The sequence below is a fragment of the Streptomyces sp. RPT161 genome, assembly GCF_027533845.1.
In the GTDB taxonomy this organism is placed as follows: domain Bacteria; phylum Actinomycetota; class Actinomycetes; order Streptomycetales; family Streptomycetaceae; genus Streptantibioticus_A; species Streptantibioticus_A silvisoli_A.
Genome location: NZ_JAPZVN010000034.1, coordinates 40658 through 52438, shown reverse-complemented (window position 1 = coordinate 52438; position 11781 = coordinate 40658). Strand labels below are relative to the sequence as shown.

The 11781-nt window shown below is 72.4% G+C and carries 12 protein-coding genes; 9 read left to right on the top strand and 3 right to left on the bottom strand.

The window, feature by feature from the left end; genetic code table 11:
* Positions 1–68 precede the first annotated feature (68 nt).
* From O5O46_RS33755 to O5O46_RS33745, 3 genes are all read left to right on the top strand, one after another.
* Complete coding sequence (locus O5O46_RS33755; protein ID WP_269859490.1) at positions 69–914, top strand: GNAT family N-acetyltransferase; 846 nt, start codon at positions 69–71, stop codon at positions 912–914.
* 245 nt (positions 915–1159) lie between these two features.
* Positions 1160–1696, top strand: coding sequence for a GNAT family N-acetyltransferase (locus O5O46_RS33750; protein ID WP_269859489.1), 537 nt, complete (start codon positions 1160–1162; stop codon positions 1694–1696).
* 96 nt (positions 1697–1792) lie between these two features.
* Complete coding sequence (locus O5O46_RS33745) at positions 1793–3466, top strand: proline--tRNA ligase (RefSeq protein ID WP_269859488.1); 1674 nt, start codon at positions 1793–1795, stop codon at positions 3464–3466.
* Between the two features lie 3 nt (positions 3467–3469).
* Here O5O46_RS33745 and O5O46_RS33740 read toward each other — a convergent pair whose 3' ends face one another.
* The 3 genes from O5O46_RS33740 to O5O46_RS33730 are packed head-to-tail and all read right to left on the bottom strand — an operon-like array spanning position 3470 to position 5437.
* Entirely contained in the window at positions 3470–4393 is a 924-nt protein-coding gene (locus tag O5O46_RS33740; protein ID WP_269859487.1) for an aminoglycoside phosphotransferase family protein, read from the bottom strand.
* Positions 4394–4434: 41 nt separating this feature from the next.
* Entirely contained in the window at positions 4435–4917 is a 483-nt protein-coding gene (locus O5O46_RS33735; protein WP_269859486.1) for a ferritin-like domain-containing protein, read from the bottom strand.
* A 31-nt stretch (positions 4918–4948) separates the two neighbouring features.
* On the bottom strand, positions 4949–5437 hold the full coding sequence (locus O5O46_RS33730) for a hypothetical protein (protein WP_269859485.1): 489 nt from the start codon (positions 5435–5437) through the stop codon (positions 4949–4951).
* A 238-nt stretch (positions 5438–5675) separates the two neighbouring features.
* On the opposite strand from O5O46_RS33730, the gene rimP reads away from it, so the two are divergent.
* The 6 genes from rimP (at position 5676) to rbfA (ending at position 11765) form a co-directional block, all read left to right on the top strand.
* Entirely contained in the window at positions 5676–6239 is a 564-nt protein-coding gene (gene rimP / locus O5O46_RS33725; RefSeq protein WP_269859484.1) for a ribosome maturation factor RimP, read from the top strand.
* A 2-nt stretch (positions 6240–6241) separates the two neighbouring features.
* Positions 6242–7246 carry a transcription termination factor NusA gene (gene nusA, locus O5O46_RS33720; protein ID WP_269859483.1) on the top strand — a complete coding sequence of 335 codons (1005 nt, stop codon included), beginning with the start codon at positions 6242–6244 and terminating at the stop codon, positions 7244–7246.
* Positions 7247–7331: 85 nt separating this feature from the next.
* Entirely contained in the window at positions 7332–7619 is a 288-nt protein-coding gene (locus O5O46_RS33715; RefSeq protein ID WP_269859482.1) for a YlxR family protein, read from the top strand.
* Positions 7620–7782: 163 nt separating this feature from the next.
* A complete protein-coding gene (gene infB, locus O5O46_RS33710) occupies positions 7783–10809 on the top strand; it encodes a translation initiation factor IF-2 (RefSeq protein WP_269859481.1) in 3027 nt (1008 codons plus the stop codon).
* Between the two features lie 177 nt (positions 10810–10986).
* A complete protein-coding gene (locus O5O46_RS33705) occupies positions 10987–11280 on the top strand; it encodes a DUF503 domain-containing protein (RefSeq protein WP_269859480.1) in 294 nt (97 codons plus the stop codon).
* Positions 11281–11315: 35 nt separating this feature from the next.
* Positions 11316–11765, top strand: a complete 450-nt coding sequence (gene rbfA / locus O5O46_RS33700; RefSeq protein WP_269859479.1) for a 30S ribosome-binding factor RbfA — start codon at positions 11316–11318, stop codon at positions 11763–11765.
* Positions 11766–11781 lie beyond the last annotated feature (16 nt).

Sequence of the window (11781 nt, the reverse complement as noted above, 5' to 3'; positions counted from 1 at the left end):
TCCTGACACCTCTGTCGCAGCCGCACGGTAAAGTGCGGAGATCAGCCCCGTACTGGTGAGGCGCCCACGTGTTGACGACGACCACCACCAAGGTCCTGGAACCGGCCGAACTCGACGCGGCGCTGGCCGTTCTGGAGCGGGAGCCGGTCGTCAACGCCTTCGTCGCCGCCCGCGTACGCGTCGCCGGTCTGGACCCCTGGCGGCTCGGCGGCGAGATGTGGGGCTGGTACACCGGCGGACGCCTTGAGTCGCTGTGCTACGCCGGGGCGAACCTGGTGCCGATCTGCGCGGGCCCGGAGGCGGTGCGTGCCTTCGCCGAACGGGCCCGGCGCAGCGGACGCCGCTGTTCCTCCATCGTCGGGCCGGCCGAGTCCACCGCCGAACTGTGGTCGCTGCTGGAGCCCAGCTGGGGCCCGGCCCGCGAGGTCCGCGCCCACCAGCCGCTGATGGTCACCCGCTCGCTGCCCGCCGACGTACCTCCCGACCCCCTGGTGCGGCGGGTCCGGCGGGACGAGCTGGACCTGATCATGCCCGCCTGCGTCGCCATGTTCACCGAGGAGGTCGGCGTCTCCCCGCTGGCGGGCGACGGCGGGCTGCTCTACCAGGCCCGGGTCGCCGAACTCGTCACCTCCGGGCGGGCGTTCGCCCGCATCGAGGACGGCCGGGTGGTGTTCAAGGCGGAGATCGGCGCGGTCACCCAGCACGCCTGCCAGATCCAGGGCGTCTGGGTGGCCCCCGAGTACCGCGGCCGCGGACTGTCGGAGACCGGTATGTCCGCGGTGCTGCACTACGCGCTGCGCGATGTCGCCCCGGTCGCCAGCCTCTACGTCAACGACTTCAACGCCGCCGCCCGGGCCGCCTACCGCCGCGTCGGGTTCACCGAGGTCGGCTCGTTCATGAGCGTGCTGTTCTGACTTTTCTGTGTTCGCTCACGTCCTTTTTGTGTTCGCTCGCCTCCGGGCGCTTGTACCCGGTCTCGACACTCCTCGTCGAGCGGTCGCTTCGCTCCCTCCTCCTCGTCGCTTTCGAGACCGGCGCGCCCTTTGGCTCGCTCACCTCGCGGAAGCGGGGTTCCCCGGCGCGTTCCATCACGGGCGGGGCGGGCAGCAAGGCTCAGGCGCCGTGGTTGCCGCGGCCGTGCCGCTAGTACGCTCCGGTCATGGACGACGTCGCGGTGGGGCCGCTTGATCTGGCGAGCAGGGTGGACGACGCACTCGCGGTGCAGGCACTCGCGTTCGGGCTCACCGACGATGAGATCGCGGTCCGCCGCCAGATCGTGCTGCGCCACCTGACCCTGCCGGGAGTCCGGGCACTGGGCGCCACCACCGCCGACGGCCGCCTGGTGGGCTTCGTCTACGGGATGCCCAACGACCGCGGCCACTGGTGGTCCACCGTCGTGGAACCGTATCTGCGCAGAGGCGGCCACGACGACTGGCTGGACGACTCGTTCGTCATCGTGGAACTCCACGTCCTGCCCGCCTACCAGGGCGTCGGCATCGGCCGCCGGCTGATCACGGAGATCACCGACCCGGTACCGCAGCCGCGCACCATACTGTCCGCGCTGGACCTGGACAGCCCCGCCCGCCGTTTCTACCGCGGCCTCGGCTACCGCGACCTGGCGCACCCGGTGCACTTCCCGAGCGCCAGGACCCCGTACACGGTGATGGGCGCGATGCTGCCGCTGCGCGGACGCTGAGCCGCGAAAACCCGTACGGCACCGGCCGCACCGCGCAGTATCGTCGGCCGCGGCACACTGACAGCGTCCGTACGGAGAGCCACCATGGTCCTGCGCATGTCCCGAATGCTCCTCAAGACACTGCGCGACGCCCCGGCCGACGCCGAGACCGCCAGCCACAAGCTGCTGGTGCGCGCCGGATACGTGCGCCGTACGTCGGCGGGTGTGTGGACCTGGCTGCCGCTCGGCAAGCGGGTGTTGGACAACGTCTCCCGGGTGGTGCGCGAGGAGATGGACGCCATCGGCGGCCAGGAGGTGCTGCTCCCGGCGCTGCTGCCGCGCGAGCCCTACGAGACCACCGGCCGCGCCGACGAGTACGGCGACCTGCTGTTCCGGCTCAGCGACCGCAAGGGCGCGCAGTACGTACTCGGCCCCACCCACGAGGAGATCTTCACCCAGGTGGTGAAGGACCAGGCCACGTCCTACAAGGACCTGCCGGTGATCCTCTACCAGATCCAGACCAAGTACCGGGACGAGGCCAGGCCCCGGTCGGGCGTGCTGCGCGGCCGTGAGTTCCAGATGAAGGACGCCTACTCCTTCGACACCGACGACGAGGGCCTGGCCGCCTCCTACCGGCTGCACCGCGAGGCGTATGTGCGGATCTTCGAGCGGCTCGGCTTCGACTACCGGATCGTCTCGGCCGTCTCCGGTGCCATGGGCGGCTCGGCCTCCGAGGAGTTCCTGGCTCCCGCGGCGGCGGGCGAGGACACCTTCGTGGACTGCCCCAAGTGCGACTACGCGGCCAACACGGAGGCGGTCACCGCCGTCGTCCCGCCCGTCCCCGACGTCGAGCACCCGCCGGTCGTGGAACTCGACACCCCCGACACACCCACCATCGAGAGGCTCGCCGCACACCTGGGCGTGCCCGCCTCGGCGACGCTGAAGAACCTGCTGGTCAAGATCGACGGAGAGGTCACCGCGATCGGAGTCCCCGGCGACCGCGAGGTGGACCTCGGCAAGCTCGCCGAGCAACTGGCCCCCGCCACCGTCGAGTTGGTGACCGCCGAGGACTTCGAGGGGCGCCCCGAACTCGTCCGCGGCTACATCGGGCCGCAGGACCGCGCCTTCCCGTACCTCGCCGATCCGCGGATCGCCGAGGGCACCGCGTGGATCACCGGCGCCAACAAGCCGGGCCGGCACGCCCGCAACGTGGTGTGCGGCCGGGACTTCACCGTCGACCGCTACCTGGACGTGGTCGTGGTGGAGCCGGGCGACCCCTGCCCGAGGTGCGGCGCGGGCCTGGAGATCGGCCGGGCCATCGAGATCGGGCACATCTTCCAACTCGGCCGCAAGTACACCGACGCGTTCACGCTGGACGTCCTCGGCAAGGACGGCAAGCCGGTCCGGGTCACCATGGGCAGCTACGGCATCGGCGTCTCGCGCGCGGTGGCGGCGCTGGCCGAGCAGACCTCGGACGAGCACGGGCTGTGCTGGCCGCGCGAGGTCGCCCCGGCCGATGTGCACATCGTCGCGGCGGGCAAGGCCGCCCAGACCGAACTCGCCCTGGAACTGGCCGACCGGCTGCACGCCGCCGGTGTCCGGGTTCTGGTGGACGACCGTACCGGCGTCTCGCCCGGGGTGAAGTTCACCGACGCCGAACTGATCGGGGTGCCGACCATCTTGGTGGCGGGCCGCCGGGCGGCCGAAGGCGTGGTCGAGCTGAAGGACCGCCGCACCGGCGAGCGCGAAGAGGTGTCCGTGGCCGAGGCGTTGGACCGGCTGACCGGCTGACGCCTACAGCCAGCTGGCGAACTCCAGCAGCAGCTCGCCGCCCTCCCGGTCACCGACCGACAGGCTCCAGACTCCGGCCTCGACCGCGCGGAAGAACGACCAGTCCCGCAGCCGGTCCCGGTCCACGTCCAGCGCCTCGGCCAGCTTTCCCAGCCGCCGACGCGCCGCGGACCGGGCCGCGGGCGCCGCGGCCAGGGTGTCCAGTCGGTCCCGTACCAGCCAGGCCAGGTCGTAACCGGGGTCGCCGACCAGCGGCTTGGGGTCGATGGCCAGCCACGGCAGCCGGTCGGCGGCGAGCACGTTGCCGTGGTGGAAGTCGCCGTGCAGCAGCACCGGTTCCGGCGGATCGGCCAGCAGCCGGTCGCGCAGCTCCAGCGCCTCGTCGACCAGCGGGCGGGCGTCCGCCGCCCACGGCCGCTCGGCGCGCTCCCGCAACTTACCGGCCAGGCCAGCCGTGTGCTCGGCGACCGAGGTGAACGGATGGCCGGCGGCTGGCACCCACAGCCTGCGCAGCACCCCGGCGGCCTCCAGCATCGCCTTGGCGTCCGGCAGCGAGCGCAGCGAGATGTCACCGTGCAGCCGCTCCAGCAGCAGCACGCCCCGCTCGGCGTCGGCGCGCAGCAGCCGTACCGCGCCCAGCCCGTCCCAGTGCGCCAGGGCGGCGTGCTCCTCGGCGGTCTCGGCGGTCACCAGGCCCAGCTTGAGCGCCGCGGGTGTGCCGTCGGCCTGCCGGACCAGCACCACCATGCTGATGTTCCCGCCGGGCTGCTGCACCCGCTCCGGCGTCAACTCCCAGCGTTCCAGGTACTCCTGGAGCCGCTCGGGAAGTCCGGCCAGCCACTCCCGGCCCGCCTCGCCCTCCCACGCGGTCAGCACGCGGACCAGCCGCTCGGGTGGCTCCAGCGGTACGTGCGGTGCCGAAGCCATGGGTGACGGGTCCTTCCGGTCCGGTTCGGTCAGGTGGCGGTTCACAGGGAGTCGGGCGAGGGCGTGGCGGACGCGGACGGGCCGGCGTCGGCGGCCCGCTCCGGCAGCCCGGGGAAGGCCGCGCCGCTGCCCCGCCAGCGCACCGCCCGTACCGCCGACTCGCGCAGCGCGGCCGCGGCGTCCCGGCGCACGTCGCCGTGTCCGGCCCGCACCAGGTCGGCGTAGGCGGCGGCGACCCGGTCCTCCAGCACCGCGGCCAGCCGGACCGCGGAGGCGGGGTCGGTCACCGGGAACGGCAGCGTGTACCCGGCGTCCGCGGCCACCGGATCGGCGCCGAGGTCGCGGACGGTGCGGGTGAGCGCGTCACGGTGGGCGCGGTGCGCGTCGTAGGCGGCGCGGGCGTCGGCGCGCCGCGCGTCGTCCACCCGGGCGCCGACCACCCCGTAGCCGTACAGGGCGGCGTACTCGGCGGCCAGCGCGGCCTGCACGGCCGCGAGTTCGCCACCGGGTGACGGGGTGGTCATCGGGCCCTCCTCAGCTGCGGCAGCGGTCATTTCAGCCACCGCCGCCCTGGAGCAGCGCCGCATGGCAGGCCCCGGCCGCCGCGACCGAGGCGAGCAGCCGGGCCAGTTCCGGCGGAGCGTCCTGAAGCGCGGTGGTACGGGCGTCGGCGGTGCGCCGCTCGGCGTCGGCCAGCGCGGCCAGCGCCGCGTTCTGGTCGGCCGCGACCGCGCCGCCGGACCCGCTGGGGGCCGGGCCCGCCGAGCCGCCCGACGGCGTGAACGCCGCGATGTGCAGGGCGACTTGGGCGCGCAGCGGACGCAGCCGGTCGGCGAGGGCGGGGTGCGCGGCGGCGGTGGCGTCGTACCGGGCGAGCAGCGCGGCGCTGTCCCGCGCGGCCCGGGCGCTCAGCTCGGCCGTCGGGTCGGCCGGGGCGCCGTGCGCGGCGCCGCCCGAGCATCCGGCCAGGGCCGCCAGCGGCACGGCCAGACCGCCGGTGAGGACGGCCCGTCTGCGCGGGCCGCCGGGGGCCTGCGACGTCATGGGGAGCGGCACGTTCCTCTTCCTGGCGGCATGCTGGGGCGGATCCCGGATCCCGGGACGGTCCTGGCGGATCAAGGTCCAGGGCAGGGCAGAGCCTACCCGTGACGGGTAGGCGGGCGCGTGCACCCATCGGGTCTGCTCACGGGCGCCCGAATCGTCAGTCGGGTGCCGGAAACGATAGGCTCATGCCGACACGCGACGAACCCACAACAGCAAACGCGGCCGAGGAGTCACCCGGATGAGCACCACCCAGACCGACAGGCTGCGAGAGATGCTGGAGCCGCTGACATCGGCAGCGGGTCTGGAGCTGGAAGAGGTCGCGGTCACCCCGGCGGGCAAGCGGCGGATGCTGCGGGTCGTGGTCGACTCCGACGAGGGCGTACAGCTGGACGCGGTGGCCGAACTCAGCCGTGAGTTCTCCGCGGCCCTTGACGCGTCGGACGTGATGGGCGGAGCCCCGTACGTCCTGGAGGTCAGCTCTCCCGGCACCGACCGGCCGCTGACCGAACCCCGCCACTTCGTACGCAACACCGGCCGCCTCATCAAGGTGCAGCTGGCCGAGGGCGGCGAGCTGGTCGCCCGCATCACGGGGGTGGACGACGAGGGGCTTGACCTTGAGGTACCGGGCGTCAAGGGCCGCAGGCCCACCGCCCGCCGCCTCGCCTTCGCGGAGATCGCCAAGGCCCGGGTCGAGGTCGAGTTCAACCGCAAGGCCCCCGCTGACACCCCCGACCTGGACGACGACGCGGACGGCGACACGGACCCGGCCGCCGACAACGCCGAGAGCACTGAGGAGGCGTAGCCGTGGACATCGACATGAGTGCCCTGCGGGGTCTGGTACGGGAGAAGGAGATCTCGTTCGACCTGCTGGTCGAGGCCATCGAGTCGGCCCTCCTCATCGCCTACCACCGCGAGCCGGGCAGCCACCGCGACGCACGGGTGGAGCTGGACCGCAAGACCGGCCATGTGACCGTCTGGGCGAAGGAGGACGCCTCCGAGGTCCCGGAGGGCGAGGCTCCGCGCGAGTTCGACGACACACCGTCGGGTTTCGGCCGAATCGCGGCCACCACCGCCAAGCAGGTCATCCTCCAGCGGCTGCGGGACGCCGAGGAGGAGATCACCTTCGGCGAGTACGCCGGGCGCGAGGGCGACATCGTCGCGGGTGTGGTGCAGCAGGGGAACGACCCGCGCAACATCCTCGTCGACATCGGCAGGCTGGAGGCCATCCTGCCGCCGCAGGAGCAGGTCCCCGGCGAGGAGTACAAGCACGGTACGCGGATGCGCGCGTACGTCGTCCGGGTGGTGAAGGGGGTGCGCGGACCGTCCGTGACGCTGTCGCGTACCCACCCGAACCTGGTGAAGAAGCTGTTCGCGCTGGAGGTCCCGGAGATCGCCGACGGCTCGGTGGAGATCGAGGCGATCGCCCGCGAGGCGGGCCACCGCACGAAGATCGCGGTGCGCTCCACCCGCCAGGGGCTGAACGCCAAGGGCGCCTGCATCGGCCCGATGGGCAGCCGGGTGCGCGCGGTGATGGCCGAGCTGAACGGCGAGAAGATCGACATCGTCGACTGGTCGGACGACCCGGCGCAGATGGTGGCGAACGCGCTGTCACCCGCCCGGGTGAGCAAGGTCGAGGTGGTGGACCTGTCCGGTCGCTCCGCGCGGGTGACCGTGCCCGACTACCAGTTGTCGCTGGCGATCGGCAAGGAGGGCCAGAACGCCCGGCTCGCCGCCCGGCTCACCGGCTGGCGGATCGACATCCGGCCGGACACCGAGTCCGAGCCGCAGAACGCCGAAGTGCCGCGGTAAGCGGGCAGTGAGCACTCCGTAACGAACAGCCGAGCGCAAACCGACCCGAAGGGGTGAGGTTGGCGCGGGGAGGTAGACTTAAGCAGTGTCTGGCCGGACGCGTGCCCGAGCATGCCCTGAGCGAACCTGCATGGGTTGCCGGAAGCGGGCGGCCAAGAACGAACTGCTGCGCATCGCGGTGATCGAGGATGAGTGTGTCCTTGATCCACGCGGTACGCTGCCCGGCCGGGGTGCGTATCTGCACCCCGACATGGCGTGTTACGACCTGGCGGTCCGCCGCCGGGCGTTCCCCCGGGCCTTTCGGAGCCGGGGGCCGCTCGGTACGGCGGAGTTGCAACGGTCCATGGAACACGCGGTACGGAACGCCGCCTAGCACAAGGCGGCACGGAACAGAGAACGGTACGGGTAACCGTGCGGTCAGGTACGAGTCGGAAGTAGGTCGAGATTGCGATGAGCACTCGATGAGTACGCGATGAGTACGCCCATGAAGTAGCGACGGTCCGGCGGACGACCACCCCGGACCTAGAAGGAGCGAAGTGGCTAAGGTCCGGGTATACGAACTCGCCAAGGAGATGGGAGTTGAGAGCAAGGTCGTCATGGCCAAGCTCCAAGAACTCGGCGAATTCGTCCGTTCGGCGTCCTCGACGATCGAGGCGCCGGTTGTTCGCAAACTGACTGACGCTTTCCAGCAGGGGAACGGCGCCGCCGGTTCCACCGCTGCCAAGCCCTCGGCGCCGCGCAAGCAGGCGCCCGCCAAGCCGGCCGCGCCCAGCGCAGGCGCGGCTCGTCCCGCCGCCCCCAAGCCGTCCGGCGCGCCCGCGCCGAAGCCGGCCGCCGCGACGCCGCCCGCGGCCGCCCCGGCGCAGCCCGGCCCGCGCCCCGGCCCGCGTCCTGGCCCCAAGCCCGCCCCGGCGCAGCCCGCGCCCGCGGCGGAGTTCTCCTCTCCGGCCGCCGCCGCGCCGTCTCCGGCCGCTCCCGAGCGCCCGGCGCAGCGTCCTGGCCCCACGCCTGGTCCGCGCCCCAGCCAGCGTCCCGGTTCGCGGGACGGCGGTCGTGGCGAGCGCGGTCCGCGCTCCGGTGGCGAGCGCGCGCCGCGTCCCGCCCAGGGCGGCGCCCGTCCGGCCGGTCCGCGTCCCGGCAACAACCCCTTCACCTCGTCCGGTAGCACCGGCATGCCGCGTCCGCAGGCCCCCGGCGCTCCGCGTCCCGGTGGCCCGCGTCCCGGCGGTCCCGGTGCGCCCGGTGGCCCGCGTCCGCAGGGCGCGCCGCGTCCCGGTGGCGCTCAGGGCGGCCCGCGGCCCACTCCGGGCGGTATGCCGCGTCCCGGCGGCCAGGCCGGTCCCGGTGGCCCGCGTCCGAACCCGGGCATGATGCCGCAGCGTCCCGCCGCGGGCCCGCGTCCGGGTCCGGGCGGTGGCGGTCGTGGCCCCGGTGGCGGCGGTCGTCCCGGCGGTGGCGGCGGCGCCCGTCCCGGCTTCGCCGGTCGTCCGGCCGGTCCGGGCGGTGGCGGTCGTCCCGGTGGCGGCGGCTTCGCCGGTCGCCCCGGTGGTGGCGGCCCGGGTGGCGGTGGCGGCGGCTTCGCCGGCCGCCCCGGCTTCGGCGGTCGTCCCGGTGGTCCGGGTGGCCGTGGCGGTACGCAGGGTGCCTTCGGGCGTGGCCCGGGCGGTCGCCCGGCGCGCGGCCGTAAGTCGAAGCGGGCGAAGCGCCAGGAGTACGAGGCCATGCAGGCCCCGTCCGTGGGCGGTGTGATGCTGCCTCGCGGCAACGGCCAGACGGTCCGGCTGTCGCGCGGTGCGTCGCTCACCGACTTCGCGGAGAAGATCAACGCCAACCCGGCGTCGCTCGTCCAGGTGATGCTGAACCTCGGCGAGATGGTCACCGCGACCCAGTCCGTCTCCGACGAGACGCTTCAGCTGCTCGCCGACGAGATGAACTACGTCATCGAGATCGTCAGCCCGGAGGAGGAGGACCGCGAGCTGCTCGAGTCCTTCGACATCGAGTTCGGCGAGGACGAGGGCGGCGAGGAAGCGCTGGTCGCGCGTCCGCCGGTGGTGACCGTCATGGGTCACGTCGACCACGGTAAGACCCGACTGCTGGACGCGATCCGCAAGACCAACGTGGTCGCGGGCGAGGCCGGTGGCATCACCCAGCACATCGGTGCCTACCAGGTCGCGACCCAGGTCAACGGCGAGGACCGGAAGATCACCTTCATCGACACCCCGGGTCACGAGGCGTTCACCGCCATGCGTGCCCGCGGTGCGAAGTCCACCGACATCGCGATCCTGGTGGTCGCGGCGAACGACGGCGTGATGCCGCAGACCGTCGAGGCGCTCAACCACGCCAAGGCGGCCGACGTGCCGATCGTCGTCGCGGTCAACAAGATCGACGTCGAGGGCGCGGACCCGACCAAGGTGCGCGGTCAGCTGACCGAGTACGGCCTGGTGGCCGAGGAATACGGCGGCGACACCATGTTCGTCGACATCTCCGCCAAGCAGGGGCTGCACATCGACGACCTGCTGGAGGCCGTCGTCCTCACCGCGGACGCCGCGCTCGACCTGCGGGCCAACCCCGACCAGGACGCGCAGGGCATCGCGATCGAGGCGCACCTCGACCGCGGTCGCGGCGCCGTGGCCACCGTGCTGGTCCAGCGCGGCACGCTGCGGGTCGGCGACACCATGGTGGTCGGCGACGCCTACGGCCGCGTCCGCGCGATGCTTGACGACACCGGCAACAACGTGGAGGAGGCCGGTCCTTCGGCCCCGGTCCTGGTGCTCGGTCTGACCAACGTGCCGGGTGCCGGTGACAACTTCCTCGTCGTCGAGGAGGACCGCACCGCCCGGCAGATCGCCGAGAAGCGTGCCGCCCGTGAGCGGAACGCGATGTTCGCCAAGACCCGTCGCCGGGTCAGCCTGGAGGACCTGGACAAGGTGCTCAAGGCCGGCGAGGTGCAGCAGCTCAACCTCATCATCAAGGGCGACGCCTCCGGTTCGGTGGAAGCCCTGGAGTCCTCGCTGCTGCAGCTGGACGTCGGCGACGACGTCGACCTGCGCATCCTGCACCGCGGTGTGGGTGCGGTCACCGAGACCGACGTCTCGCTGGCCGCGGGCTCGGACGCCATCATCATCGGCTTCAACGTGCGGGCCGAGGGCCGCGCCACGTCGCTGGCCGAGCGCGAGGGCGTCGACGTCCGGTACTACTCGGTCATCTACCAGGTGATCGAGGAGATCGAGGCGGCGCTGAAGGGCATGCTCAAGCCGGAGTACGAGGAGGTCGAGCTCGGCACCGCGGAGATCCGCGAGGTCTTCCGCTCGTCCAAGCTCGGCAACATCGCCGGTGTGCTCATCCGCTCCGGCGAGGTCCGGCGCAACACCAAGGCCCGACTCATCCGCGACGGCAAGGTCATCGCGGAGAACCTCACCATCGAGGGCCTGCGCCGCTTCAAGGACGACGTCACCGAGATCCGCGAGGGTTACGAGGGCGGTATCAACCTCGGCAACTACAACGACATCAAGGTCGACGACGTCATCGCCACCTACGAGATGCGTGAGAAGCCGCGCGGTTGATCCACGCGGTGAAACCAGCCCGCGCGTAGCCCGGTCCACCGCCGCGGTGGCCGGGCGAGGGCTGGCAGGCCGGGGCCGGTCGGCGGAAAATATCCCGTCGATCGGCCCCGGCCGTTCCCGGTACTGTTGTGGTTACTGTTCACACGAGGCCTCACGGGTCGGCTTGACCCGCTGCCCATGTATGTAGGGACGTTGTCCTTCGACCTGCTCCTCGGCGACGTGCGGTCGCTGAAGGAGAAGCGCTCCATCGTCCGGCCCATCGTGGCCGAGCTGCAACGCCGGTACGGCGTCAGCGCCGCCGAGGTCGGCGCCCAGGACCTCTACCGCAGGGCCGAGCTCGGCATCGCGGTGGTGTCCGGGGACCTCGGGCACATCAAGGACGTGCTGGGCCGCTGCGAGCGCTGGATGGCCGCCCGGCCCGAGGTGGACCTGCTGTCCTCCCGGGAGCGGATCCACGGCGAAGACGACTGAACCGAACGAAGACCGAAGAAGAGAGAAGATTACGCATGACCGACACCGCGCGGGCGCGCAAGCTGGCGGACCGCATCCGGGTCGTGGTCGCCGAGACCCTGCAACGGCGGATCAAGGATCCGCGGCTGGGCTATGTGACGATCACGGACACCCGGGTCACCGGTGACCTGCGGGAGGCGACCGTCTTCTACACGGTCTTCGGCGACGAGGAGGAGCGCGCCGCCTCCGCCGCGGCGCTGGAGAGCGCCAAGGGAGTACTGCGCTCCGAGGTCGGCCGCCAGACCGGCGTACGGTTCACCCCCACTCTCACCTTCGTCCTCGACGCGGTCCCGGACACCGCCCGGACCATCGACGACCTGCTCGCCAAGGCGCGCGCAGCCGACGCCCAGGTCCGCGAGACCGCCGCGGGCAAGGGCTTCGCGGGCGACGCGGACCCGTACCGCAAGCCCGCCGCGCAGGACGACGAGGAGTCGGACGAAGCGTGAGCCAGGCACGCACAAG

What these genes read in the sequence shown, in the direction of transcription:
- O5O46_RS33750 (WP_269859489.1), top strand. Translation starts at nt 1,160, where the DNA reads ATGGACGACGTCGCGGTGGGGCCGCTTGATCTGGCGAGCAGGGTGGAC.
- O5O46_RS33745 (WP_269859488.1), top strand. Translation starts at nt 1,793, where the DNA reads ATGTCCCGAATGCTCCTCAAGACACTGCGCGACGCCCCGGCCGACGCC.
- O5O46_RS33740 (WP_269859487.1), bottom strand. Translation starts at nt 4,393, where the DNA reads ATGGCTTCGGCACCGCACGTACCGCTGGAGCCACCCGAGCGGCTGGTC.
- O5O46_RS33735 (WP_269859486.1), bottom strand. Translation starts at nt 4,917, where the DNA reads ATGACCACCCCGTCACCCGGTGGCGAACTCGCGGCCGTGCAGGCCGCG.
- O5O46_RS33730 (WP_269859485.1), bottom strand. Translation starts at nt 5,437, where the DNA reads ATGACGTCGCAGGCCCCCGGCGGCCCGCGCAGACGGGCCGTCCTCACC.
- rimP (WP_269859484.1), top strand. Translation starts at nt 5,676, where the DNA reads ATGAGCACCACCCAGACCGACAGGCTGCGAGAGATGCTGGAGCCGCTG.
- O5O46_RS33705 (WP_269859480.1), top strand. Translation starts at nt 10,987, where the DNA reads ATGTATGTAGGGACGTTGTCCTTCGACCTGCTCCTCGGCGACGTGCGG.
- rbfA (WP_269859479.1), top strand. Translation starts at nt 11,316, where the DNA reads ATGACCGACACCGCGCGGGCGCGCAAGCTGGCGGACCGCATCCGGGTC.